This is a genomic window from Pseudomonas sp. NPDC087817, assembly GCF_044742875.1.
GTDB lineage: Bacteria > Pseudomonadota > Gammaproteobacteria > Pseudomonadales > Pseudomonadaceae > Aquipseudomonas.
In genome coordinates this window covers 57,509-82,393 of record NZ_JBIUVJ010000006.1, presented here as the reverse complement: position 1 = coordinate 82,393, position 24,885 = coordinate 57,509, and the positions used below count along the sequence as shown (strand labels likewise).

At 61.5% G+C, this 24,885-nt stretch carries 14 protein-coding genes; 9 read left to right on the top strand and 5 right to left on the bottom strand.

Annotation, left to right across the window (positions count from 1 at the left end; translation table 11 throughout):
- Positions 1–789 precede the first annotated feature (789 nt).
- The gene (locus ACIONG_RS08495) at positions 790–957 is read left to right on the top strand and encodes a metallothionein (protein WP_401298181.1); all 168 of its coding nucleotides are present in this window, start codon (positions 790–792) and stop codon (positions 955–957) included.
- Positions 958–980: 23 nt separating this feature from the next.
- Here ACIONG_RS08495 and ACIONG_RS08490 read toward each other — a convergent pair whose 3' ends face one another.
- Both ACIONG_RS08490 and ACIONG_RS08485 read right to left on the bottom strand, forming a co-directional pair.
- The gene (locus ACIONG_RS08490) at positions 981–1,253 is read right to left on the bottom strand and encodes a hypothetical protein (RefSeq protein WP_401298179.1); all 273 of its coding nucleotides are present in this window, start codon (positions 1,251–1,253) and stop codon (positions 981–983) included.
- Positions 1,254–1,292: 39 nt separating this feature from the next.
- A complete protein-coding gene (locus ACIONG_RS08485) occupies positions 1,293–1,520 on the bottom strand; it encodes a DUF6555 family protein (RefSeq protein ID WP_103307308.1) in 228 nt (75 codons plus the stop codon).
- 136 nt (positions 1,521–1,656) lie between these two features.
- Between ACIONG_RS08485 and ACIONG_RS08480 the strand changes: the two genes are divergently transcribed.
- From ACIONG_RS08480 to ACIONG_RS08470, 3 genes are all read left to right on the top strand, one after another.
- Entirely contained in the window at positions 1,657–2,430 is a 774-nt protein-coding gene (locus ACIONG_RS08480; RefSeq protein WP_103307307.1) for a helix-turn-helix domain-containing protein, read from the top strand.
- Between the two features lie 232 nt (positions 2,431–2,662).
- Positions 2,663–2,836, top strand: a complete 174-nt coding sequence (locus ACIONG_RS08475) for a DUF1427 family protein (RefSeq protein WP_123513746.1) — start codon at positions 2,663–2,665, stop codon at positions 2,834–2,836.
- A gap of 31 nt (positions 2,837–2,867) precedes the next feature.
- On the top strand, positions 2,868–3,824 hold the full coding sequence (locus ACIONG_RS08470; protein ID WP_401298174.1) for a zinc-binding alcohol dehydrogenase family protein: 957 nt from the start codon (positions 2,868–2,870) through the stop codon (positions 3,822–3,824).
- Between the two features lie 137 nt (positions 3,825–3,961).
- Here the strand turns inward: ACIONG_RS08470 and ACIONG_RS08465 are convergent, their stop codons facing one another.
- Positions 3,962–4,984, bottom strand: coding sequence for a purine-nucleoside phosphorylase (locus tag ACIONG_RS08465; protein WP_401298171.1), 1,023 nt, complete (start codon positions 4,982–4,984; stop codon positions 3,962–3,964).
- A 15-nt stretch (positions 4,985–4,999) separates the two neighbouring features.
- The gene (locus ACIONG_RS08460) at positions 5,000–5,959 is read right to left on the bottom strand and encodes a nucleoside-specific channel-forming protein Tsx (RefSeq protein ID WP_401298168.1); all 960 of its coding nucleotides are present in this window, start codon (positions 5,957–5,959) and stop codon (positions 5,000–5,002) included.
- Between the two features lie 523 nt (positions 5,960–6,482).
- Here ACIONG_RS08460 and ACIONG_RS08455 point away from each other — a divergent pair.
- Positions 6,483–17,006: an autotransporter-associated beta strand repeat-containing protein gene (locus tag ACIONG_RS08455; RefSeq protein ID WP_401298165.1), complete on the top strand. Its 10,524-nt coding sequence runs from the start codon at positions 6,483–6,485 to the stop codon at positions 17,004–17,006.
- A gap of 18 nt (positions 17,007–17,024) precedes the next feature.
- Here the strand turns inward: ACIONG_RS08455 and ACIONG_RS08450 are convergent, their stop codons facing one another.
- Complete coding sequence (locus tag ACIONG_RS08450; protein WP_401298162.1) at positions 17,025–17,174, bottom strand: hypothetical protein; 150 nt, start codon at positions 17,172–17,174, stop codon at positions 17,025–17,027.
- 42 nt (positions 17,175–17,216) lie between these two features.
- Here ACIONG_RS08450 and ACIONG_RS08445 point away from each other — a divergent pair, with 42 nt between their 5' ends.
- From ACIONG_RS08445 to ACIONG_RS08430, 4 genes are read left to right on the top strand one after another with little or no spacing between them, the layout of a single operon-like run.
- Positions 17,217–19,220, top strand: a complete 2,004-nt coding sequence (locus ACIONG_RS08445) for a type VI secretion system tip protein VgrG (RefSeq protein WP_401298159.1) — start codon at positions 17,217–17,219, stop codon at positions 19,218–19,220.
- The gene (locus ACIONG_RS08440; RefSeq protein ID WP_401298155.1) at positions 19,217–20,083 is read left to right on the top strand and encodes a DUF4123 domain-containing protein; all 867 of its coding nucleotides are present in this window, start codon (positions 19,217–19,219) and stop codon (positions 20,081–20,083) included. Before ACIONG_RS08445 ends, ACIONG_RS08440 begins: the two co-directional genes overlap by 4 nt.
- On the top strand, positions 20,080–23,670 hold the full coding sequence (locus tag ACIONG_RS08435; RefSeq protein ID WP_401298152.1) for a toxin VasX: 3,591 nt from the start codon (positions 20,080–20,082) through the stop codon (positions 23,668–23,670). The genes ACIONG_RS08440 and ACIONG_RS08435 overlap by 4 nt, the downstream gene beginning before the upstream one ends.
- Positions 23,660–24,790, top strand: coding sequence for a hypothetical protein (locus tag ACIONG_RS08430; RefSeq protein ID WP_401298150.1), 1,131 nt, complete (start codon positions 23,660–23,662; stop codon positions 24,788–24,790). The genes ACIONG_RS08435 and ACIONG_RS08430 overlap by 11 nt, the downstream gene beginning before the upstream one ends.
- Positions 24,791–24,885 lie beyond the last annotated feature (95 nt).

Sequence of the window (24,885 nt, the reverse complement as noted above, 5' to 3'; positions counted from 1 at the left end):
CCTTCCGACGGGCCTTCTAGATCAAGAGCGGTACTCGAGCTAACGCTCATTGTGTTGAGTGGGGCGGCATTCGCCGCGTGCGGGGGGGGGTACTTGTTTTTTTTGTGGGAGCGATGGCGGCCTGACAGCCGACCAGTCTCTGGCAGACTGCATACGATCCAATTGTAGGAGTGAGCCTGCTCGCGATGACGGCCTGACAGTCGACCTGTTTCTGCCGGTTGTACTCCACCCTTGTGGGAGCTGGCTTGCCAGCGATGGCGACCTGACAGTCGACCAAGCTCTGGCGGTTGTACTCACGCCTTGTAGGCACTGCCGAAGGCTGCAATTTTTTGATCTGCTTTGGCTTTGGCTTTGGCTTTTGATCCTGCTCTTGATCTTCAGGCCCATCGGCAGGCCGAGCGGAGGTGTTCATCCGGGGTAGGCGCGCAGCGCCGTTTGGCGAAGCCAAACACATCGAGAGGAGGTGCAGCGAAGCAAACCGGAGGCGATGCCCCCGGATGGACACCGTAGCGAGGGAACACTGAGCCTAGGCGAAGTGCCGTACGTCCGGGAGCAGCCCTTTTGGTTACTTTTGGGGCGTTTGCCAAAAGTGACCCGCCGTAAGGGCGGAACCCTAAGCCGCCATCACCGCAGCAACGGATATGCCCCCAACCCCAAAACCCCCCAACCCCAAGATCCCAAAATCCCAAACAACAAAATCAAAAGATCGCACCCTTCGGCAACTCCTACACTGGTTCCTACGGCTTGCCCTTCAAGCCCCAGACAACCACCACCCAAGGAGTCTGTCCCATGCCCGATAGAAAATGCGACTGTAAAGGATGCAAATGCACAATCAAGGAAGGCGACCATTCCTACGCCGTGCACGGCAAGCACTACTGCTGCGAAGCCTGCGCCCATCACCACAAGAGCGGTGAAGAGTGCTCAAGCAAAGGCTGCCATTGCGCGCATCCCAAATAACGGCATGCAAAAAAAAGTGGAGCCTAATCAGGCTCCACTTCCAGTTTCAGACTCTCATCATCCAGCCGCTCGGCATGCCGCACAGTGCCTTGCAGCCGCCTGCCTTCAACCCACACCACCACGGTTTTCGCCTGGTCGAGGTTTTCCGGTAACGGTGCGGGCACCCGCAGGGCGAAACGATAAGGATCATCTTGGACCGCCTCCAGACCCACCCGACACTCCACGCTCTTGGTGATGCGCCCAAACAACGTGTCCAGGCCATATTCAAGTTGCGCCGGACTGCTGATGCTGGTCATTGTGCACTCCCCCGAATGATCCTGATGGCCACGCAGAGCTTAGCTTGCGGGTCGCCAGATAACATTTTCGACGCCGAATTTTTCCGCCATCGGTTTGCTGGTCTTCTGCACTTTTTCGCGGCCAAAGCGCGGGATTCGACCCACGCCCGCGTCGCAACTCGCCCAGTGCCACGCCTCGGCGTTGTCCATTTTGTCCGAGCGGATAATGAACGATTTGGGCGTGCCGTGAAGGGTGTATTCAATGACGAAAAGTTTTGCGTTGTTCATAAAGCCCGTATTCCTCCCTGTGGTAATAGAAGGATCGCAGCGCGCGTGGAAAATTCACTCGGATTGTCCGACGGTTTTCGCCATTGGCGACGAAATGGCGCACTGGTTACCATGGCGCTTCCGCCAACCCCAATGAATGCTCGCCATGGCCCTCGCCGCACCCCCTGATCTGAGTGACACCGATGTGCCCATGCAACCGCTGGCGCGAACCTATCCGCGTGGGCTGTTTATCGAGCCGCATGAGCATGTCTGGGGGCAGTTGTTGTATGCGATGAGCGGAGTGATGTGGGTCGAGACGCCGCACGAGGCATTGGTGGTGCCACCGCAGCGGGCGGTGTGGTTGCCGCCGGGTGTGCCGCACGGGATTCGCGTGGTGTCGGATCTGCAGATGCGCAATATCTACCTGCGCCCGGCGCTGGCGGCGACGCTGGATGAGACGGTGCAGGTCATTGAGGTCGGCGGGCTGTTGCGCGAGTTGATCGTCGGGTTGGTGGAGCAGGGCGACAGTGGGGATCCGGCGTATTACGAGGCATTGGTCGGGCTGGCGTTGCTGGAGTTGAAACGCGCCAGGCGTTCGCCGTTGAAGATTCCGTTGCCGGATGATTCCGATCGGCGCCTGATGAATCTTTGTCAGGCGGTGATCGCGTCACCGTCGCTGGCAATTCCCTTCGAACAGCACGCGGAAAACGCCGGCGCCAGCGTGCGCACGCTGGCGCGATTGTTCAAGGACAGTCTCGGCATGGGCTTCGCCGAATGGCGGCGGCAGGTGCAACTGGCGACGGCGGTGGCGGAGCTGATCCAGGGCGTGGCGGTGAGTGTGATTGCCCGTGAATTGGGTTATTCGCCGAGCAGTTTCAGCGACATGTTCCGCCGCGAGCTGGGCGTGGCCCCCTCGCAATTCACTGTGTAACGACGCTATTTCCTCAACCTGCACCGAACCTGTGGGAGCTGGCTTGCCAGCGATGGCGCCCGCACATCCAGCATTTTCGTGACAGACATACCGCTATCGCTGGCAAGCCAGCTCTCACAGGGTTTTTCGCTGATTTCGGCAGGGTTGGCCGAAATTCAGAAGTCCTTGGCCGGTACCCTTTGCAGCCTTTCCCTAGACTCTGCCCATTCCCTTCACGCGGCGGAGTTCTCCCATGAACTACCTGATTTCTCTGGCCATCGGCCTCGGCGTCGGCCTGCTCTACGGCGCGCTGGATTTCCGTTCTCCAGCCCCTCCGGCGATCGCGCTGGTCGGTCTGCTCGGCATGTTGGCCGGTGAGCAGTTGTGGCCGATGGGCCGTCAACTGATCGCGGGCTGGCTGTCCTGAGTTTTCTCTTTCCCATTCGGTGGATGTGTCCATGAAAGCACTGCAATTCGATAAAACCGGCGACTTGTCTTCCCTGCACTACGTCGAGGTGCCGACGCCGGTACCGGGCGTCGATGAGGTGCTGGTACAGATCAAAGCTGCGGGCCTGAACCCCAGCGACGTGAAAAACGTACTCGGGCGTTTCCCCTACACCACGTTGCCGCGGATTCCCGGTCGCGATTTCGCCGGTGTCGTGGTCGAAGGTCCGCAGGCCTTGATCGGCCAGGAAGTCTGGGGTACCGGGCGTGAATTGGGCTTTTTCGCCGACGGCTCCCATGCGCAATTCGTCAAACTGCCGGCCAACGGCGTGGCCCACAAACCGTCGCACCTGAGTTTCACCCAGGCCGCCAGCCTCGGCGTGCCGTACACCACGGCGTGGGACGCGCTGGAGCGTAGTCTGGTAACCGCTGAAACCCGCTTGCTGGTGATCGGTGGCGGTGCAGTGGCCACGGCAGCCTTGGCGCTGGCCAAAGTGCGCGGCGCGCAGTTGCTGGCAGCGGCGCGCCGGCCCGAGCAAGTCAAAGACTTGCAGGCGCAGGGTTATCAGACGATTCAACTGGATAAACCCGAAGACCTCGGCGCGCAGGTCAACGCGGTATATCGCGGCGGTGCGGATGTGATCTTCGACACTACCGGTTTCTGGCTGCCCGCCTCGGTGGCGGCATTGGCCACATTCGGTCGCATCGCCATCATCGCTGCGCCGGTGGACGGCCACGTGCAGTTGCCGGCACTGGCGCTGTACCGCAAGGGCGGTTCGGTGGTCGGGATCAACTCGCTGCTCTACGGCGTCGAAGCCTGTGCGGTGATGCTGGAACAGTTCGGGCGATTCTTCGATGAAGGCCTGCTGCCGTTGCCTCAAGGGTTGGTCGAGGCGCCGTTGGCCGAGGGCCTGCAGCGTTATGCCGATGTGAATCAGGGCAGCGGCGACAAAGTCATCCTCATTCCCTGATACACCTTAATCTCCTCAACACCCCGCAACCTGTGGGAGCTGGCTTGCCAGCGATAGCGTCAATTCAGGCAACCTCCTCAGCGCCTGATCCACCGCCATCGCTGGCAAGCCAGCTCCCACAGGGATCCGCGTTGTTCTTAAGAGGCGGGAACGCCGTTTTCCCACGCCGACCAGTTTTTCAGGATGTCCTGCACCAGCGGATTACCCGTGCGATAGAGGTTTTCCAGCGCCGGCACAAAACCGCCCTGATCGGCGTACTTGAGCAAATTATCGACTTCGCTGCCGTCCGGTTCAGGACGGTCGAAATCGGAACCGGCGCGCACCACAGCGAGGCGTTGCACGTCGACCAGACCCTCACGACTGGCGCGTAACAGCGCTTCGTATGTCGAGTTGTCTTCCTGTTGGGTCGTGCAGTATTCACCCTTATTGTCGGTGAGCAGTCGGGTCCAGACTTCGGCCCGTTCGCTCAGGCGTGTGCCGGAGAACCAGGTGTTGCCCGCCAGCGTATCGCAGCGCGTGACCACCGGTGGCTGGTTGGCTGGCGCTGAAGGGTATTTCAGGCGCCACGCCGCCGATTCCTTGCTCTCGCTCAGCTCAACTTTATGGCTCAGAGCGAAGGCCTTGGCCTGCAGTTTCGGGTTGAGTTCGAAGACTTCGGTCTTGTAGTCCAGCGGCGGTTTTTCGTTGGGGCCTTTGGTGTTGATGCCCAGGTATCCGGTCGGCCAACTCGACGGCGCGTCACGGGAATCCAGCTCCCATTGCGTGCCGAACTCCACCAGATAATGCGCCCACGCAGCGGTGCCGATGGTCCCGTGCTTCGGGCTGATCCCGGCGATACCCGCGATCAGGAAGTAGCTTTTGCGCAGATCGAATTTCGGCGACAGGGCCAGGGCCAGGGTCGAGGCGGCAGCGTTGGTCTGGCCCATGCCGGTGGTCAACAGGCACACCTGCCGGGTGTTGCAGCGGATGGTCGGGTACTCGGCGGACAGCCCCGGTACGCGGATTTCCTGCTTCAGCTCCAAGCGGTCGATCCAGTTTTGCGCCTCGGGGGCGAACATGGTGATCAGCACGACTTTCGGCTGGATCGGTGCCTCGGCCGCCCACGCGGTAGAAGAGAGCAGGGCTGCACCGGCCAGGGTCAAACGCATCATTGCTTGCATGAAAATCTCCTTGATTCAGAACTGATAACCGACGCCCGCGTAGTAACCCCAACCATTCGAGCGCGCGCGGAAATTGCCGTCGCCGAAGTTCAGTTCGCTGCCGTCTTCCCAGTTGCCGCCGTTGTGGAAATAACGGCCGACCAGGGTGAAGCGCAAATGGGTGAACGAGTAGAGCAACACGTTGGTCGCCACCGTCGCGTTGGCGGTGCGCGCCGGGTTGTCCTTGTGGATGTCGGAGCCGAAATCGAAGTTGGTGAAGCCGATGTAGGTCAGCGATGCGCCGTTGCTGAATTTGTCGATCGGCACGATGTATTTGAGCTGGGCACGGTAGCCGTCCCACGAATATTCATTGCTCGCGCCGTAGTTTTCCCACTGGTAGCGCCCGTACAGGTTAGCCGACAGGTTGACCCGCGAATGGGTGTCGATGTCAGTGCCGAAGCCGCTGTACAGGGTGTTGGCGCGGTTCTCCTTGCGGCTGCCGTGGTCGTAGATCCAGTCGAACGCGACGTACCATTCCTTGAACGGACCGATAGCCAGGCTGCGGCCGGCGAGGTAGTCGATGGAAATGCGCGGCTCGTGCTCCATGAACACCGGCGAGCCGTGATCCCACACGCCTTTGTCGTGGCTGTTGCCGATGTTGAAGATCTTCGGCACGTCGATGTAGCCGTACAGTTCGAACGGCCCCTTGCGGCCAAAGTACTCGTATTCCAGGTAGATATCGTCGGCCGGCTGCGGGCCGAAGCTGATGTCTTTGCTACCGATCAGCATCAAGTCCTGGTTGTACCAGTCCGACAGGTACGCGCCTTTTTTCGGTGGACTGGCTTCAGGGCTGAGGGCTTCGCCTTGAGCGGACTCTTCCGGCAATGCGGGTTGGGCGAGGGCGTTGTGGCTGAGAAGTCCGGTAACGCCGGTCAGTAGCAGGGAAACAGCAAACGTGCGCGCTAACGGGGCGCAAAGCGAGGAAGCGGGGCGCATTCAAAGTCCTTTTTTGCGGATCGAGGCCCGAATTCTGCGGACCTGTAGGGGTTTGTCGGGAAAATGCCGGGATTGACGCTTCGCAAACGTTTGCACAAGCCGTACCAATGTTTTCAATTCGCTGATATTTCGTCGATTTCAACGGTTTTTCTGACAGAACGATCACATTTTTCAAAAGCGCAAAAAATGTCGGCGGGTATGACTCCTGTGGCGAGGGGATTTATCCCCGATGGGGCGAGTAGCGGCCCTTGAAAGCGGGGCCTGCTGCGCAGTCCATCGGGGATAAATCCCCTCGCCACAAAAGCCATGCCAGGCCCGTCGGTACGGGCTGAAACGCTTATTCCAGACGGGCCTAGTATTAAAGTATTAACACCATTTAATCCGTGCCCCAATGCTGGGCGTCTACTAGCTTTGTCCCCAATCAACGGTTTTGTGATGACCGTCGCAGTCTTGAGTCGCGTGTGGAATAAGCAGCGGTTCGCACGCTTTCAAGGAAGAAATTGGCCACGACAAGGAGTAGCCCGTGGAAGCAAGGTTCGGTGTCGCCCTCGTATCGCGTTTTTCTCCTCTTTCCCTTGCTGTGCATCTGAGTGTCGCCGGGTTGTTGTTCGGCGGCGTCAGCGCACCTGCGTTGGCCACGTGCTCCACGGCCGGCTCGACGGTGACCTGTACCGGCGTGCCATCGCTGCCGTTGTTTCTCAACAACTTCAGCAGCGCCACCAATGGCCTGACGGTCAACGTCAACAGCGGCGCGCAGATGAACGCGACCCTCGGCGGCCATGTCATGGACCTGACCGGGGTGAATATCAGCCTGAACAACTCCGGCACCCTCGACCCGGCGCTGCTCGGTCTGGTCTCGGTGTTGAGTGGCGGTGCCTTCATCGGCACCGGTGCGACCAGTACGGTCAGTGTGCTCAACAACGCCAGCGGGATCATCCGCGGCACCGGCATGTTGCTCGGCCTCAACCTGACCAGCATCGGTGGCCTGGGCATCGCAGTAAACAACGCGGCGGCGGGCACCACCAGCATCACCAACGCCGGCACCATCACTTCGACCGGGCTCTCGGTCGGTGGCATCACTCTGGCCGATACCCCGGTGGTGGGCGTCTACGGCGGCTCGCAGGTCAACATGACCAACAGCGACACCGGCATTATCAACGGCCGGATCGCGTTCGAGACGTCGGCGGCGGGCAACACCTTCTACAACGCCGGTGCGATTACCGGCGGCGTGTCGATGGGCGCGGCGAGCACCAACACCTTCACCGCCGTGACCGGCTCTTCCGTGCAAGTCGGCGATGGTGTTCAGGTCTCGGTGGGGCTCGGGGGTTTGATCGGTATCAACCTGACGTTCGCTCCGACCGGCACCGTCGATGGCGGCAGCGGCGGTACCAACAGCCTGATCCTGCAAAACACGACCGGCGTCGGCGGCGGTATTACCGGTGTCGGTACGGCGTCGAGCGCGACCTACGTCAACTTCAACAACCTGACCCTCAACAGCGGCACCTGGACCTTGCAGGGACCGTTGGTCAGCGGTGCGACCACGCTCAATGGCGGTGTCGCCCAGTTCAACAACAACGCCACCTTCGGCAGCGGTGTGATCACCTCCAATGGCGGGATTCTGCAGGCAAGCAACGCCGGTTTGAACATCAGCAACCTGATATCCCTCGGTGCCGGCGGCGTGACGGTACAAGGCACCAACGCCACCACGTTGAGCGGTGTGATTTCCGGCAGCGGTGGCCTGACCAAGGTCGGAGCGGGGCAATTGAACCTCAGCGCCGCCAACACTTATCTGGGCAACACCACGCTCAGCGGCGGTACGGTGCTGGTGAGCAATAATTCGGCGTTCAGTGCCGGCACCCTCAATGTCACCGGCGCGACAACCGTTAGCGCACCGGGCACGATCAGCCTGAACAATGCCATCAACCTCGGAGGCACACTGACGGCCAGCGGCACCGGCGCACTGACCCTCGATGGTTTGATCAGTGGCAGCAGTGGTCTCACCAAAACCGGCACCGGCAGCCTGACCCTCAGCGGTGCCAACACCGGTTACACCGGCCCCACCACGTTGAGCGCCGGCAGCCTGCTGGTGACCAATAACAACTCGCTGGGCAGCGGTGCGCTGACCACCGCCGCCGGCACCAGCCTCGACAGCACCGCCAACGTCAATCTGGCCAACAACATCGCCATGACGGGTGCCCTCAATGTGCTCGGCAGTAATGCCCTGACACTCGGTGGTGTGTTGTCCGGCACGGGCGGCATTACCAAGAGTGGCAGCGCCAGCCTGACGCTGACCGGCAACAACACCAACGCCGGTAACACCGTGCTTAATGCCGGCAGCCTGTTCCTGGGCAGTAACACCGCGCTTGGTACCGGCGCGTTGAGCGCGGCGGCTGGCACCACGCTGGATGCGACCACGGCGGTAACGTTGGCCAACGCCGTCGCGCTGGCGGCGGATCTGACCATTGGCGGTACGCAGACGCTGGGCCTGAGCGGCGTCATCAGTGGCGCTGGCAACCTGATCAAAAATGGCACCGCAAACCTGAGCCTTAGCGGCAACAACACGTTCTCCGGCGGCACTGCGCTGAATGCCGGCACGCTGATTGTCGGCTCCAACACCGCGCTGGGCACCGGCGCACTGACTACCGCGGCAGGTACCACCCTCGACGCCAGCACCGCGGTCGCGCTGAACAACGCGGTTTCCCTCGGCGGCAACTTGAACGTCGGCGGCAGCGCCAACCTGACCCTCGGTGGTGTTATCAGCGGCAGCGGCGGGCTGACCAAAAACGGCGCAGCCAACCTGATCCTCAACGGTACCAACACGTTCCTCGGTGCCATTGCATTGAACGCAGGCACCCTCACCGCAGGCGCGAATGCGGCGCTCGGCAGCGGGAACATCACCGTGGGTGGCGCGGCAACCCTCGACAGCAATGCGTCCGTGACCCTGAACAACGCGGTTATTCTCAACAACGCCTTGAGCATCGGCGGCGCCAACGCCCTGACGCTGGGTGGCGTGATCAGCGGCGCCAGTCAATTGATCAAGAACGGCGCGGCCAACCTGACCCTCAGCGGCTCTAACACTTACAGCGGCGGCACGACGCTGAATGCAGGCAGCCTGACCGTCGGCAATGGCGCGGCACTCGGCACCGGCGCACTGACCGTGGCCGGGGCGGGCACCCTCAACAGCAGTTCGGCGTTGACGCTGAACAACGCGATCACCCTCAACGCTAACCTCACCGCCGGCGGCGCCAACGCGCTGACCCTCGGCGGTGTAATCAGCGGCGCTAACGGCCTGATCAAGACCGGCGCCTCAAGCCTGACCCTCAATGGCAATAACACCTATACCGGCACCACTGCGCTGAACGCCGGATCGCTGATCGTCGGCTCCAACACGGCGCTCGGCACGGGCGCGGTGAACGCATCGAACGGCACCACGCTCGATGCGTTCACCGCTGCAACCCTGGCCAACAACGTCAACCTCGGCGGCACCCTGACGCTGGGTGGCAGCAATGCGCTGACCCTCGGCGGCGTGGTCGCCGGTATCGGTGGGCTGATCAAAAATGGCGCTGCCGACCTGACCCTTAACGGCGCCAACACCTATTTCGGCAACACCGCGCTGAACACCGGCAAACTTACGGTCGGCAGCAACACCGCGCTGGGCTCCGGCACATTGAACGCGGCGGCAGGCACCACGCTGGACGCCAACACCGCCGTCAGCCTGAACAATGCGGTGGCATTGGCCGGTGCCTTGAATGTCGGTGGCACGGCGGATCTGACTTTGACCGGTCTGGTCAGCGGCGCCGGCAGTCTGGTGAAAAACGGTACGGCCAATCTGATTCTCAACGCGGCGAACAACTTCCTCGGCGGCACCACCCTCAACGCCGGCACGCTGACGGTGGGCAACAGTTCGGCGTTGGGCTCCGGCGCACTGACCGTCGCGGGCGCGGCGACGATGGACAGCAATTCGCCGCTGGTCTCGCTAAGCAACGCGGTCGCCCTCAATGCGGCGTTGACCGTGTGGGGTACGCAAAACCTGACCCTCGGCGGCGTGACCAGCGGCACCGGCCAGTTGATCAAAAACGGCGCGGCCAACCTGACCCTCAACGGCAACAACACCTTCAGCGGCGGAACGACTCTGAACGCCGGCACCCTGACCCTTGGCAATGCCAACGGTTTGGGCAGCGGCGCGTTGATTGTTGGCGGCGCGGCGACCCTGGATAACAGCGCTTCCTTCGGCATCGGCAATGCAATCACGTTGAACGCCGGTCTGACCGTCGCGGGCAACAACGACCTGAGCCTCAACGGCATCATCGACGGCGCCGGCAACCTGACCAAAAACGGCTTGTCGGACCTGACCCTGGCCGGCAACAACACGTTCACGGGCGCGCTGAACATCGTCTCCGGCAGCGTCACCACGTTGAACAGCAATGCGCTGGGCAACACCTCAGGCGTGAATATCAGCGCTGGCGCCGGTCTGAATCTGGGCAGCGACGCCAGCCTCGGCGCGCTGACCGGCAGCGGCGACGTGCAGCTCACCGGCAGCAACACGCTGACCGTCGGCAACGGCAATGTCACCAGCACGTTCGACGGCGGCCTCAGTGGCAGCGGTGGCCTGATCAAGGTCGGCACCGGCACCCTGAACCTCACCGGGATCAACGGCATCACCGGCAACACCGCGATCAACGGCGGCACCGTGAGTCTCAGCGGTTCGCTGGCGAGCGCGCAGGTCAACGTCAATACCGGCGGCACCCTGACCGGTACCGGTTCGGCGCTTGGTGCCATCAACGTCAACAGCGGTGGGCATCTGGCGTTGTCGTCGGGTAACCAACTGTCCGCCGGTGCGCTGACCCTCGCGGCCGGCAGCAACGTCGATGTGGCGCTGGGAACCCCTTCGACCGCGTCGCTGATGAATGTCGGTGGCAACCTTACTCTCGACGGTAATCTCAACGTCACCGACGCCGGCGGTTTCGGCGTTGGCGTGTATCGCCTGTTCAACTACACCGGTGCGCTGACCAATCTGGGTCTTGATGTCGCCAGCGTGCCGGTCGGCTACGGCCTCGGCGATTTGATTGTGCAGACGGGCGTGGCCAATCAGATCAACATTCAAGTGTCGGCGCCGAACTCCAATATTCGTTACTGGGATGGCAGTCAGACGATTGCCAACGGTGTTGTCGATGGCGGCAGCGGTACCTGGAACGCGGTCGGCACCAATTGGACCGACGCCAACGGACTGGTCAATCAGCCATGGGCTGGCGACTTCGCGGTGTTCCAGGGTACGGCCGGTACGGTGACGGTTAACGGCACGCAAGCCTTCACCGGCATGCAGTTCCTCACCGACGGCTACAACGTGGTCAACGGTGCAGCGGGACAACTCACAGCGGTCAACGGCACCGGCGGCACCACTTCGTTGCGCGTCGATCCGGGCGTGACGGCGACCATCAATGCCAATATCGATGGCAGCGGCATCCTTAATAAACTCGACGCCGGCACGCTGGTGCTCGGTGGTGCCAACACTTATACCGGCGGCACGCAACTGGACGGCGGCAAGATCATCGTCGGCAGCAACACCGCACTCGGCACCGGAACGTTAACGGCGAATGCCGGCACGCAACTGGACAGCAACACGGCGGTGACCCTCGGCAACGCGGCGACACTCAACGGCAACCTCACCGTGGTCGGCAGCAATGCGCTGACCCTCAACGGCGCGATCGGCGGCACCGGTGGTCTGATCAAAACCGGCACGGCGAACCTGACCCTCGGCGGCAACAATGCCTTCCTCGGCCCAGTCGCGCTGAACGCGGGCGGACTGATTCTGGCGTCGAATTCGGCGCTCGGCTCGGGCACCTTGAACGCGGCGGGCGGCACCACGCTGGATGCCGCCACCGCCGTTTCGGTAAACAACGCGGTCAATCTGGCCGGCAACCTCGGCATCGGCGGCACGGCGGATCTGACCCTTGCCGGCACGATCAACGGCGCCGGCAGCCTGACTAAAAACGGTGCCGCCAATCTGACCCTGAGCGGCAACAACAACTTCCTCGGCGGCACCAACCTCAGTGCCGGCACCCTGACCGCCGGCAGCAACTCGGCGCTGGGCCTGGGCAACCTCACCGTCGCCGGCGCTTCGGCGCTGGACAGCAGCAGTGCGTTGAGCCTGGGCAACAACGTCTTGCTCAACGCCAACCTGAGCAATACCGGCAGCAACAACCTGACCCTCGCCGGCGTCGTCAGTGGTGCGGGTGGGCTGATCAAGAACGGCGCGTCGAACCTGACGCTCAACGGCATCAACACCTTCAGCGGAGGTACCACGCTGAACGCCGGCACGTTGACCCTCGGCACTGGCACTTCACTGGGTTCCGGCGCACTGACCGTGGCGGGTGCATCGACTCTCGATAACTCCGCACCGCTGGTGCTGGCCAACAACGTTAACGTCAATGCGAATCTGAGCCTGGCCGGTAACAACAACCTGACCCTTGGCGGCGTGATCGCCGGGGCGGGTACGTTGACGAAAAACGGTCTGGCCGACCTCACGTTGAGCGGCAACAACACCTTCAGCGGCACCTTCGACGTGTTGTCCGGTAGCTTGACCACCCTCAACGGTACGGCGCTGGGCAACAACGCCACGGTCAGTCTCGCTGGCGGCACGGCGCTCAACCTCGGTGCTTCCGGCAGCCTCGCCAGCCTCACTGGCAACGGCACCGCGCTAGTCGGCACCGGCAATACGCTGAGCCTGGGCGGCAACAACGTCAGCAGCACCTTCGCCGGCATCCTCAGCGGTGACGGCGGACTGACCAAACTCGGCAGCGGCACCCTGACCCTGAGCGGCGTCAGCGATTTGACCGGCGACACCAACGTCAACGCCGGCACCTTGCAAGTCAACGGTTCACTGGCCAGCGGCAATGTACTGGTCAACAGCGGCGGTACCCTCGGTGGCGGCGGCACGCTGACCGGAGCCGTGACCGTGGCCGATGGCGGGCATCTGGCCGGGCTCACTGGCAGCACCTTGTCGGTGAATTCGCTGGTGCTCAACGGCAATTCCAACTTCGATGTCGGCCTCGGCACTCCGGTGTCCGGTGGTGGTAACGCACTGGTCAACGTCGGCGGCAACCTGACCCTCGACGGCACGCTGAATGTCAGCGACATCGGCGGTTTCGGCAGCGGCGTGTATCGCCTGATCAACTACACCGGCGGCCTCACCGACAACGGCATGCTGATCGGCACGGTACCGGGCAGCGTCACCCCGGGCGACCTGACCCTGCAAACCGCGCTGGCCAACCAGATCAATCTGCTGGTTACCGCACCGGGCGTCACCGTGCAATTCTGGGACGGCAATCAACTGATCGCCAACGGTTCGGTGGACGGCGGCAGTGGCATCTGGGGCACCGGCACCACCAACTGGACCGACGTCAACGGCACCACCAATCAGGCCTGGACCAACAACTTCGCAGTGTTCCAGGGCACGGCGGGCACGGTCACGGTCAACGGCACGCAAACCATCACCGGCATGCAGTTCGTCACCGATGGCTACAGCCTGCAAAACGGCACGGCGGGGTCGCTGAATCTGGTCAACGGTTCGCTGGGTAACGCCTCGGTGCGCGTCGATCCGAACACAACGGCGACCATCGGTGTGGCACTCAACGGCGCCGGCACCCTCGGCAAATACGACACCGGCACGCTGGTGCTCAACGCCGCCAACGGTTACACCGGCGGCACCGCGCTCAATGGCGGCAAGATTGTGGTCGGCAACAACGCGGCGCTCGGCACTGGCGTGTTGACGGCGGCCAACGGCACCGCGCTGGACAGCAACACCGCCGTCAGCCTCGGCAACGACGTGGTCCTCAACGGTGGCCTGAACGTTGCCGGCTCCAATGCCTTGACCCTCGGCGGCGTGGTCAGCGGCAGCGGCAGTCTGATCAAGACCGGCGCTTCCAGCCTGACCCTCAACGGCAGCAACACCTACAGCGGCGGCACCCAACTGGGGGGCGGCACGCTGATCCTCGGCAATAACAGCGCACTGAGCAGCGGTGCGTTGAGTGTGACGGGCAACGGCAGCCTCGACAGTACCTCGGCGCTGCAACTGGCCAACGCCATCAACCTCGGCGCGCAACTGACGCTCGCCGGTAACCAGAACACCACCCTGATCGGCGCGATTACCGGCAGCGGCAGTCTGCTGAAAAACGGCACGGGTGATCTGGTGCTCAGCGGCGCGAATACCTACAGCGGTGGCACCACGCTGAACGGCGGCAGCACGCGCGGCGACACCAGCAGCCTGCAAGGCGCAATCGTCAACAACGCGGCGCTGACCTTCGAGCAGAACGCTGACGGCAGCTACACCGGCAACCTCACCGGTAGCGGCACGCTGAACAAAACCGGCAGCGGTCAATTGTTGTTGACCGGCAACAATACGTTCACTGGCAACACGTCGGTGCAGGCCGGCAATCTGCTCGTCAACGGTGTGCTCAACAGCGCCAACGTCAATGTCGCCAGCGGTGCGAAAATCGGTGGCGGCGGTCAGTTCGGCGGGGCGGTGCAACTGGCCGACGGCGCGACCTTGCTCGGTGGCGGCACGGCGACGCCGTTGTCGGTCGGTTCGCTGGCGTTGTCCTCGGGCACGAATCTTGACTTCAGTCTCGGCTCGGCGGCCAGCTCCACCACAGTGGTCAACGTCGCTGGCAACCTGACCCTCGACGGCACGCTGAACATCAGTAACGCCGGCGGTTTCGGCACCGGGGTCTACCAACTGTTCAGCTACGGCGGCAGCCTGACCGACAACGGGCTGGTTTACGGCAGCCTGCCGGTGTCGACGGCCAATCTGACCCTGCAAACCGCCATCGCCAACCAGATCAATCTGCTGGTGCAAGGCACGCCGGGAGAGGTGCAGTTCTGGAACGGCGGCACCACCAATCCTGATGGCAGCATCGATGGTGGTAGCGGTGTGTGGGGGCCGAATACCAACTGGACCGATCCGAGCGGCACGCAAGCGTTGGCCTCCAACGGTCAGTTCGCCGTATTTGGCGGGCAGAGCGGCACGGTGACTGTGCAGGGCAATCAGAACTTCACCGGCCTGCAATTCCTCACCAGCGGCTACAGCCTGGTGCCAGGGGCGGGCGGCACCCTGACGCCGGTCAACGGTTCTGACGGCAGCCTTGCGCCGGTGCGCGTCAACGCCGGGGCCAGTGCGGAGATTTCCACACCACTGGTCGGGACTGGCGGCATCGAAAAACTCGACGCCGGCACCCTGGTGCTGAGCGGCGCCAACACCTACAGCGGTGGCACCACGGTCAGCGGCGGTACGCTGATCGGCAACACCACCAGCCTGCAAGGCAACATCCTCAACAACGCTTCGCTGGTGTTCCAGCAGAACGCCAATGGCCAGTTCAACGGTTCGCTGCGTGGACTGGGCGCAATGCTTAAACGTGGCGCCGGGACATTGCTGTTGACCGGTGACAATCCATTCAGCGGCACCGTGTCGGTGGATCAAGGCGTGCTGCAAGTCGGCAGCCGCGCCGCGCGGGCTTCGTTGGGTGGGCAAGTCACCGTGGCCAACGGCGCCGGTCTGAGCGGTAACGGCAGCGTCGGTTCGCTGGTCAACCACGGTGTGGTGGTATCGGGGGCCGAGGCTGGCACTCTGAGCGTGGCCGGCAACCTGACCAATGCCGCCGACGGTGTGCTGGCGTTGACCATCAGTTCGCCAACCGCGACACCGTTGGCGGTCGGCGGTACCGCAGCGCTAGGCGGCGGTTTGCAGGTCAATTCGCTGGCACCGTTCACCGGCAATACCGTGTACTCGCTGATCACGGCGGGTGGCGGTGTCACCGGTACCTTCAGCAGCGCCGATCTGCCGCAGTACGCCTTCCTCGACAGCTCGCTGGTTTACGGTGCCGATTCGGTGACCCTGGCCGTCAGCCGCAACGACAACTCGTTCGCCGATGTCGCCGCGACCGGCAACCAGAGCGCTACCGCTTCGGCACTGTCGCGTAACGGTGCAGCGGGTACGGCGTTGCAGAACCAGATCGTCAACCTCAGCGTGGCCGGTGCGCGCAGTGCCTTCGACAGCCTGTCTGGCGAAATCCACGCCAGCACCGCCAGCGCGATTCTCGAAGATTCGCGTTACGTGCGCGAGGCCGTCAACGACCGCATGCGCCAGCCATCGTGCAGCGCGCCGGATGATCCACGCCGTGCCTTGGCGCCAAGCGACAACCAACTGAGCAGCAACGGTTGCCACGGCGAAATGGTCGGCTGGGCGCGCGCACTCGGCGCCTGGGGCGAGTCGGATGGCGACAGCAACAGCGCCAAACTCGATCGCAACCTCAGCGGCTTCCTGCTCGGCACCGACAAGCAGATCGATGACCAATGGCGCGTGGGCATGGCCGCCGGCTACACCCGCAGCGATCTGGATGCCCATGATCGTCGCTCGGATGCCACGGTCGAAAGCTACCACCTGGCGGCGTACCTCAACTCGCAGTTCGATGCTCTGGCCGTGCGCCTCGGCGCGGCTTACAGCTGGCACGACATCGAGACCAAACGCGACGTCAGCGTCGGTACTTACAACGATCGCTTGAAAGCCAACTACGACGCACGCAGCGCACAGGTGTTCGGCGAAGTCGGTTACACCATTGACGCCGCCGGTATCGCTCTGGAGCCGTTCGCCGGTCTGGCCTACGTCAACTACGACACCGACAAGGCCAAGGAAAAGGGCGGAGTAGGGCGCCTGAAGGCGGATGCCGATCAGGACATCACCTTCTCGACCCTCGGCCTGCGCGCCGGCAAAGTCATCACCCTGAGCAACGGCGGGCAATTTACCCCGCGCGCGGCTGTGGGCTGGCGGCATGCGTTCGGCGACACCAAGCCTGACGCCGACCTGACCTTCATCGACGGCGGCGCCTCGTTCAGCACTCAAGGTGTGCCGATTGCCAAGGACAGCGCCATCGTTGAAGCGGGTGTGGACTTCCAGATCAGCCCGACCGGCAAGCTCGGGGTCGGCTACTCGGGGCAACTGTCGAACGACAACAATGATCACGCGATGACCATCAGCTTCAGCCTTGGCTTCTGAATTAGGGTCGAAGCACTTTTAGCCGCCCGCGAGGGCGGTTTTTTTTGCCGGAGCAAAGGTCTCAGTAACTTCTGTAGGAAATTCGTTTTGGAACCGTCCGCTTTTTCCCAAATGGAAACGCCCTACATCAAACATCGATTCATCTGACTTCACCGATTTAGCCATCACGCCTCACAGTCCTGTGCCTTAAACAGACACAGGGATATGTGGATGCTTACCGCCGGCCGCTCCGTTGTTTTCAGACTCGATATCGAAGGTTTTCCCCACGATCTGCAGGTAGCCGAATTCCGGGCTACCGAGGCGCTCAACCAAACCTACATGATCGACCTTGAACTGGTCAGCGAACGCCGTGACCTGGATCTCGAGTCCTTGTTGCACCGTCCGGCATTTCTCTCGTTTTGTGCGAACGGCGCCGGTCTTCACGGGCAGATTTATCGAATCGCCCAAGGTGATTCCGCTTCCCGTCTGACGCGCTATCAGATCGTTCTGGTGCCCTGTCTGGCTTACCTTGCGCATCGCCATAATCAACGGATCTTTCAGCACCAGAGCGTGCCGCAAATCATCGCCAGCGTGTTGAGTGACCACGGCATGCAGCCCGATGCCTGGCGTTTTCAACTCAGTGCCGAGTACCCGCCGCGCCTGTATTGCGTGCAGTTCGACGAGTCGGATCTGCACTTCATCCAGCGTTTGTGCGAGGAAGAAGGCCTGCACTTTCATTTCCAGCACCGCAACGATGGGCATCTGTTGGTGTTTGGCGACGACCAGACGGTCTTCCCCACACCTGACGTGCCGACAGCCTATGCACAAGGCAGCGGCATGGTCGCCGAAGCGGCGGTGATCGACCGCTTCAAAGTTCGTCTCGAAACCCGCACCAGCCACGTCAGTCGCCGCGACTATCACTTTGAAAAACCCACGGTGCAACTCGACGCCGAGGCCAAAGAAAACCGGCTTCCAGCGCTTGAGGATTACCGCTTTCCGGGACAGTTCAGCCACCGTGATCACGGTAGACATTTGAGCCAGCGCGCCCTTGAGCGGCATCGTGCCGATTATCGTCAAGCCCATGGGCGCAGCGACCAAAGCCTGATGCGCAGTGGCAGTTTCGTCGACATGAGCGAGCACCCGCGCGCCGACTGCAATGGCCTGTGGCTGCTGACCCGCGTTGAGCACATCGGCCTGCAACCGCAAGTGCTGGAGGAATCGTCAAGCGTCCCGGCTACCGACGATGGTTTCAGTCAGGGCTATCGCAATCACTTCGTCGCGACGCCTTGGGAGGTGAATTTTCGCCCCGCGCTGGAGCATCCAAAAATACGCATGACCGGCAACCAGCACGCCGTGGTGACGGGGCCGCCCGGCGAGGAAATCTACTGCGACGCCTATGGCCGGGTGAAAGTACAACTGCTGTGGGATCGCGACGGTCAGCTCAACGAGCAATCCAGTTGCTGGCTGCGCGTGGCCACGGGCTGGGCCCATGACCGTTACGGCAGCGTGCAGATTCCGCGCGTCGGCATGGAAGTGCTGGTGGGGTTTACCGAGGGCGATCCGGACAAACCGTTCGTGGCCGGCTGCTTGCCCAACGCGGCGACGCCGGTGCCACTGGACCTGCCGGCCGAACACACGCGCAGTATCTTTCGCAGCCAGAGCAGTCCGGGCGGTGGCGGCTATAACGAGTTGCGCATCGAGGACAGAAAAGGCGCTGAAGAAATTGCCATTCGCGCCCAGCGTGACTTCAATCAACTGGTGCTCAATGACCAACGCGTGCAGGTCGACCACCAACACACGATGGTCGTCGGCGGTCTTTGCAGTCTTGATCTGCGCAGTGATGAGCATCATCTGACCCACGGCAATCGCCTGACCGAACTCAAGCAGGACGACCACCTGTGGGTGCAAGGCGACCGGCACATCCGGGTCGCCAGTCAGCGACTCAGCGCCGGCCAGCAAATCCACCTCGGCGCCGGTCAGCAAGTGGTTATCGATGGCGGCACCCATGTGACGATCATGGCCGGCGGGCACTGGTTGACGCTGGGGCCGGAGGGCATCTGCAGCAGCGTGCCGATTGTTCAGGGTGGCGCGCCTGCGGTTGGCCTGGCAGCAGAACCGTTGGTGCCGGGAGCGTTGCCGTCGTTGAAAGTGGCGTCTGATCCGCTTCAGCAACGCCATGCGTTGGCTGCCAACCGTGACGCGCGGTGCCTGGTCTGCGAGGCGGCCCAAGCATGAGCGTTCTGACTTCTTTTCCCGATGATTTGCCTTGGAGCGAGCAACGGGCCTTGCTGTTGCTGGATGGCGCAACGATCAGCGATTTGCCAGCGCGGGTCAGGCAGCTCAGCCCGGCGGCCAATACGTTTGCCTTGTTCGACCAGACGTCCTTTTCTGCATTGCGCGACATCTCGCCGTTGTTGGTGGAAATCCAGCCGGCGGACGATCCGCTGGCGCTGTTCTATCTGCAACACGCGGCTGAGGAGTGGGGCGTGTTGTTGTTCAGCGCGGCGCCTGCGCACAGCGTGGCCGAGCACTTGCGCAAACTGGTCAGCGTCGAGTTGCCGGCCGGCCAGTCGGCCATGCTGCGGCTGGCCGATGCGGCGGTTGCTCATGCGCTGTTTGCCAGTGGCGATCAGTGTTTGTTCGGGCCTTTGAGTTGCGTGGTGACTGCCGATTGCGTCAACGCGGTCTGGCACAGCCATCGACCGCGACGGGCGGAGTGCCCGGTGCTTGGCGTTCCTTATTGCCTGAGCCCTGAACTGGACGCAGCGCTGGACCGGGTTGATCGGCGTCGCGCCTTGCTGGAACTCAATGCGCATCTGTTGAAGCACTTTCCCGGATGTCCTCTCGAAGGAGCGCTGGGTCAGCGCTGGCCAACCCTTGAGCAGATTGATAGCCAAGCCCGCGCGCTTGGCCTGAGTAGCCAATCCGAGTTGTTCAACTACGCCAACCTGATGGTGTGGCTTGACGGCAGCGATATCGACCAACACCCAAAAATCCATCACTTGCTGCATTCGCCCTCACTGCAATCACCGGGCGAGCGCGTTGCGTTGGCCGCTGATCTGGCGCAGCGCTGGGCCAGCCAGAAGGAATGCCAATGACCCATCCCGCCATTCTTGACGCCGCAGCGGCCTCAAAAGCCCCAATTGCTACTCCCACGGCGTGCCCGCTACGACAAACCCACGTGCAACTGCTGCCGCTGAGTTACGGCCTGGTGGAAAGAGAGCACGATCCCGGCGCCGAGCTGAATTTGCCCTACACCCTGAGCGCACGCCCGATGGGCATCCGCCGGTTGCGCGACGGCTGGCTGTACATCATCGACGGCCTCAGTGGCGACTTGTACGAATATCGCATTGTCGACGGCATCGTCACGGCGCTGTTGCATCAGGGTAAAACGGTCAATGAGGATCAGCGCGGTGCCATTGAAGAGCGCCCGGCGCTGATCTTTTCGCGCAAAAGTACGCTGTACGTGAGCTTCGCCGAGGTCCAGTGGACGGCCAGTAAATGCTCTCAGGTGCTGGACAGCGCTGAGGAGCGTGAGCATTTCATGCAGGCAGTCGATTTGGGGCCGGTGAATTGTCTGGTCGGTGGCGAGCACTTGTTGACTGTCAATCAGACTAAACAGTGGCTGGCAGAGGTGGTGTACGGCGCCGAACCAGTCGCTGAAGAGGGCGCGACGCGGATGCCGACCGTGCACGTCAGCGATGCCCCCGAGCATGAACGCGAACCGTATTTGTGGGAGCAGCCGAAGCGTTTTCGTGCCGCCCACATCGGCGAGTTTCTCGGTCGGGTACGGGGGCCGTATCAGGACGACACGCTGTTTCTGCTGGTCAACGATGATCTGGGCGTGCTGCGCGATCTGGCCGAGTATCAGGACCGCGTGGTCGGCTGGGTCGAGGCGTGGAGCAACACTGATAACAACGAGCGTGATTATCTGCTGGCCAGTTACATCGAATCGCTCAGCCAGCTCAACGACAAAGATTTCGACAGTCTGGCCAACGCCAGTGACCAACCGCAGGCCAAAGCCCTGTTTGCCGATATCGAGCAGTTGCCGGAACCGGATCGTGAGAACACGCGCAAGGCGTTGCTCGATTATTTGAACAAGGGCGGCAGCGTCGAGCCGACCTCTACAGACGCGACGCCGGACCTGAAGCAACTGCGTGAAAAGGCCCTCGATCAGTCACTGGCCCTGAACCGTTTCGACGGCGTCGCGCCGGATTTCACCGCCCATGGTCGCGCCACCGCCGAGGCGGATCGCCGCTACTACACGCGACAGTATTTCGAGGCAGTCGCCCCCAAAGATTTCGTCGAGCGACACCTGTCAGCGCTGGTCGATCTGGGCAAGGATCAGGATCGGCGCATGCGCGATGTGCTCGACGGTCCGGTGCTCAGCGGCAAACGCGGGGTCAACGACCTGATCGACCGACCGGCGATGGACGACAGACTGAATCTGCTGCGCGATGACCTTGGCCGCTGGAACCGCCTGCTCGAACGCATCACCGCCGACCGCACGCAACTGCTGGTCGACGGCCGCTTCCACCGCGCAGCGTGGTACTACGACGCACAAGACGCGACGCAACTGCACCAGGCCCTCAGCACCGAATACGCCTGCCTCAAGGACCTCTGCCGCAGCGACGCGGCGAGCGAAAAAATGCTCGGTTATCTGGAACAGCACCCGGAACTGACCCGGACGCTGTTCTACACCTTGCCGCTGCGTCTGCAAGCCGAGCAGGCCGGGCAATATGCGTTCCTGTTTAACGCCGGCATGGCCACGTTCAACAACCTGCCGGATTGGCTGGCGAAACTGAAAAAGATCGAGCAACCGCACCTGCCGGCCCTCGACGACATGCCCGAACACTCCCGTACGGTCGCGGCCGCCGTGCAGGACACCTACAGCCCGGCACTGAACCTGGGACTGAATCGCGTGCTGGAAGGCTTCGACCTCTCGGGCGAGAAAATCCCCGATCTCGATGAGCTGTTCCAGCGCCTGCCCAATGGGCTGAAATTGCGCCTCTTCGATGCCGCCAAAACCAGCGGCGTGACCTTCACCGTCGCCAGCCCCGCAGAACAATCCGCCCTGCAAACCGCAATCAAGGAACTGCTGCGCGAACGCGACTACCTGAAAACCCTCAACCGCGAACGCAACCAGATCACCCACAACAAGAACCGCCAAGGCCACAAAACGCCGAGAGCGCTGGAGTTGCAGGAAGAGATCCTGCGCGTGCGGGCGCAGTTGACGGTGATTGAAGGGCGACTGGCGGCGGCGCTGAGCCCGATTGAGGAAGTGCCGGATCGCTCGGCCCGCTTGTACGGCGCCACGCCTGCGCGGGCAGGGGTGACGGTGGTGTTTCCGCCGGCGCAGCAGGGGGAGTTAAGGAGTTTGCTGGGGAATATTCGGCTGGGGGTGGGTGGGATTTCGGCGGGGAGTCTGGTGAAGACGGAAGGGATGGGGTTGGTGGTGGTTTTGGTGCAGGTGGTGAATTTGTTGGGGGTTTATCGGGAATTGATGAAGCAGACCAGGGACAAGAAGAAGCGGGCGGATTTTTTTGCTGCTTTGGCTGTGACGGGAGCGGCCGGTTTCACTGCAGCGCAAAGCCTTGCGGATACGGCGATGAAGGCTCGTAGTACAGCGCTTGTGGCAAGTCTGCAGCTTGAGACGTTGCAACATGTGCAAGTTCAGATCGGGAAATTGCATGTAGGGCTAGGTTTCTTTACTTATATCTTGGGTTTCAGAGCGTCTGTTGCCAACTTCGCAAACCAACGTCGAAACTGGCAAGAGGCGATCCGCAGCGGGAGTCAGTCTGAGCAGAGAATGGCCGCATTGGCGACCTTGGGCGCGGGAGGAATGGTGACAACTAACGCTTACGGAGTAGGTAATACTGTCTACGCCTCTTTCAAGGTATTGGCTGCACCTAATAGCGCGGCACGAACAGCTGCCTGGGCCGCCGCTGGTACACGTCTGTCCACCATATTCTTCCGCTTCAACTTGGCTGGCGCTTTGTTCACCGTGCTGGAATTCGTGGGTACTTGGCTGTTCAATCGCTACAACCTCTCAGCCCACGACAAATGGTTGAAAATCACGCCTTGGAGTCGTGATGCGGAAATGCGTGGCGATCATTCACTGGAAGACTTTCAGAGTTATCTGGCTTTTCTGATCCATGCACCTTACGTCCAACTTGGCCCAAACCCGCACGACTCCTGGCTGAAAAACCTGTTGTTCAAAGCCAAACCCAGCGATATCCATCTGGTGCTGCCAAGGCTGACGCTGGACGATCTATTATTTCCTTTAAACGGTAAGCAAACTCATCGATTGGGCATCGGCGCCCATAGAGTTTTGATGCCGTTGCATGCTCAAGGTGCGCCGCGAGAACGCAAGGAAGTTATCAGCGAGGAGATACTGACCAGCTTGCGTATCGTGAGGTCATCGCCAGAAGGATTGGTGTTTTGTCTTCAATACCCTGTTGCGACCCACTCTGAATACACGCCTGCAAAGGAAACGTTAGAACTGGCGGTCTGTGTTCAAGCTCTGAATGGCAAAGGGGAATGGGCATCTCGAACTCGAGTAATTCATATGGATCCTCGGGCAGAGGGGCATTTTGCTGTGGTCGCTCCTAAGTTTGTCAAAGAAAACCCTCCTATGTTGCTAGTAGAAACCCAATATCTTGAGTGGGCTGATCATGCTGAGTGATCACGGCAAGCCCATTGCTACCTCGAAAATTGAGCAACATAGGAAGGCAGGATATATCGAGCCATTTTCAGGTGGAAAAATTACCTACCTCGCACCGTTGCCACTTCCTACGACGATTCCACCTCATGGGCCGCACATTGGAAAGTTAAATGACGCGTATATGGACTTTGGTCTCGGGTCACCACAGGTATTTTCCTGGCAACTAATTCTAGGAGGGGCATTCACAGGCGCTATCATTGTCACGGTCTTATTCCCGTTATTTACTGGTCTTTTGGGCATTATTTTTGGCTACGGACATGAAGCAATCCGCGAGTCAGTAATTGGTATGTTCGAAGTGGGCTATGAGAACGAGTTGATTGCCGGCCCTTTAATCTTGCTTATTGGCTTAGCCGTCTGGCATCACAACCACAAAAAACGCGCCTCAATCATCCCAACCCGTTTCAACCGCCAACGCCGCGAAGTCTGCTTCATGCCCGAAGGCGAAACCGACCCCGTTCTCGTCCCTTGGGAATCCCTCTCCGCCTGGATCATCGAAGCCCAAGGCGCAACCCAATATGGCATGCACCGCCAATACGGCATGGGCATCGGTTTCTACCACGGCGAAACCCTCACCAGCCTCGAATTCCCCTGCGCCGGCCTGCCACTCGCCATCAGCCATTGGGAAGCCATTCGTGGCTACATGGAGTACGAGATCAACGACCTCAAATCGATTCAGGACCTACAAGACCTCCAAGGCCCCGACGACCCTCCCCACGAGGGCCTGCACACCTTTCGCAACGCCCGCGCACGCATGCACCAGCAGATCCGCGACGGTTCACGCACTCGGCTGTCAGGGTTTTTCTGGTACCTGTACCACGTCATGACCCTGTGGACGATTCCCAACCACCTCGTTGAATGGGAAGTGCGGCGCCTCGAAAGGATTGGCAAGCAGACGTTGCCCGAATCCATGCGCGAATGGTCGGAGCCGCTGCCGGAAGATCAATGGGCCAAGCCGAGTGAGGAGTTGCTGCGGCTGAGTGAGCAGGTAAGACAAATGCAAAAACGCCAACCGCACCGGCCCATCACGGAGATTTTTGCCGAGGTCCAAAAAACATCATCAACCGGCAAGCGTCGTGCATGAAGGCTATGCGGGTCAGTGAGCGATGTGGCGGCCAGTCGATTGCTTTCGCGAGCAAGCCCGCTCCCACACTGGATCTTCAGTGGCTACAAGATTTG

Coding starts and splice junctions, on each gene's coding strand:
- ACIONG_RS08495 (WP_401298181.1), top strand. CDS start 790: ATGCCCGATAGAAAATGCGACTGTAAAGGATGCAAATGCACAATCAAG.
- ACIONG_RS08490 (WP_401298179.1), bottom strand. CDS start 1,253: ATGACCAGCATCAGCAGTCCGGCGCAACTTGAATATGGCCTGGACACG.
- ACIONG_RS08485 (WP_103307308.1), bottom strand. CDS start 1,520: ATGAACAACGCAAAACTTTTCGTCATTGAATACACCCTTCACGGCACG.
- ACIONG_RS08480 (WP_103307307.1), top strand. CDS start 1,657: ATGCTCGCCATGGCCCTCGCCGCACCCCCTGATCTGAGTGACACCGAT.
- ACIONG_RS08475 (WP_123513746.1), top strand. CDS start 2,663: ATGAACTACCTGATTTCTCTGGCCATCGGCCTCGGCGTCGGCCTGCTC.
- ACIONG_RS08470 (WP_401298174.1), top strand. CDS start 2,868: ATGAAAGCACTGCAATTCGATAAAACCGGCGACTTGTCTTCCCTGCAC.
- ACIONG_RS08465 (WP_401298171.1), bottom strand. CDS start 4,984: ATGCAAGCAATGATGCGTTTGACCCTGGCCGGTGCAGCCCTGCTCTCT.
- ACIONG_RS08460 (WP_401298168.1), bottom strand. CDS start 5,959: ATGCGCCCCGCTTCCTCGCTTTGCGCCCCGTTAGCGCGCACGTTTGCT.
- ACIONG_RS08445 (WP_401298159.1), top strand. CDS start 17,217: ATGCTTACCGCCGGCCGCTCCGTTGTTTTCAGACTCGATATCGAAGGT.
- ACIONG_RS08440 (WP_401298155.1), top strand. CDS start 19,217: ATGAGCGTTCTGACTTCTTTTCCCGATGATTTGCCTTGGAGCGAGCAA.
- ACIONG_RS08435 (WP_401298152.1), top strand. CDS start 20,080: ATGACCCATCCCGCCATTCTTGACGCCGCAGCGGCCTCAAAAGCCCCA.
- ACIONG_RS08430 (WP_401298150.1), top strand. CDS start 23,660: ATGCTGAGTGATCACGGCAAGCCCATTGCTACCTCGAAAATTGAGCAA.